The 941-nt window shown below is 67.4% G+C and carries 1 protein-coding gene; it reads right to left on the bottom strand.

The annotated features are described in order from the left end of the window. On the bottom strand, nucleotides 1-806 hold an 806-nt coding region (locus tag AC5Y49_RS24755), incomplete at its 3' end, for an ISL3 family transposase (protein ID WP_499892013.1). Nucleotides 807-941: the final 135 nt, after the last annotated feature.

Raw genomic sequence — 941 nt, forward strand, 5'->3', positions numbered from 1 at the left:
CCGGCAAGAGCCACGACGTGGAAGGGGTCCATCACCGTGACCGCATCCGGGACCGCATCGGTGGCGGCGGTCTTGTAGCCGGCGAATCCGTCCATGGCCACCACCTCGATCCCCGCGGCGAAGTCGGTGGGTTGGGCGGCCAGCCAGTCGGCCAGTGCGGCCGCGGACCGACCGGGGACCAGGTCCAGCAGCCGCGCCGGGCCGGTCTGATCGTGGGTGGGTGTCAGATCGATGATCAGCGTGACGAACCCCTCGGCCCCGCGACGCCGCGGCGCCCAGCGGTGCTCATCGACGCCGATCACCCGCACTCCCGCCAGCCGGCCCGGTCCGGCAGCGGCCACCAGCGCCTCGGCGGCGCGCATCGCGATGGAGCTGACGGTATGCCAGGACACGCCCAGTTCGGCGGCGATCGCCGAGATGGTGGTGCGATCGATCATCAACCGCCGCAACACATACCGAGCGCAGCGGCGCGTCGTTGATGACCGAGGTGCCGCGAGCTTGCCCAGATTCTGGTTGAAAATCGTGCGACCGCAGTCGCTGGTAATACAGCGGTATCTGGGAACGGCGACCTGCAACACCAGCGGATAGCCGGCCACCGGCAGATCGGTCAGCGCCCGGGTGACGGTGTCGCGGTAACTGCCGTTACGCCCACAGTCCGGGCAGCGCGCATCGCGTTGCACCGGCGTGCAAAAGATCATCGTCGACTCGTCGTTGATGGCGGCGTCGGTGATCGTCACCCCCAACTCGATCGTGCGCATGATCGTGTCGACAACAACAGACGGCAGGCAGGCAGTAGCCTCAGACAAGGGTCACCTCGGTGGTGTCGGCGGGCACGTACAGGAACCTGCATCGTCACCCACCGAGGCCCCACCTCACCGAAACGACACGACCCCGCTCAAGGGCCAACTCCAACTACCGGTGCACGCTTATTTGCGGAGAGC

This window comes from Mycobacterium sp. NGS62 (genome assembly GCF_059812285.1).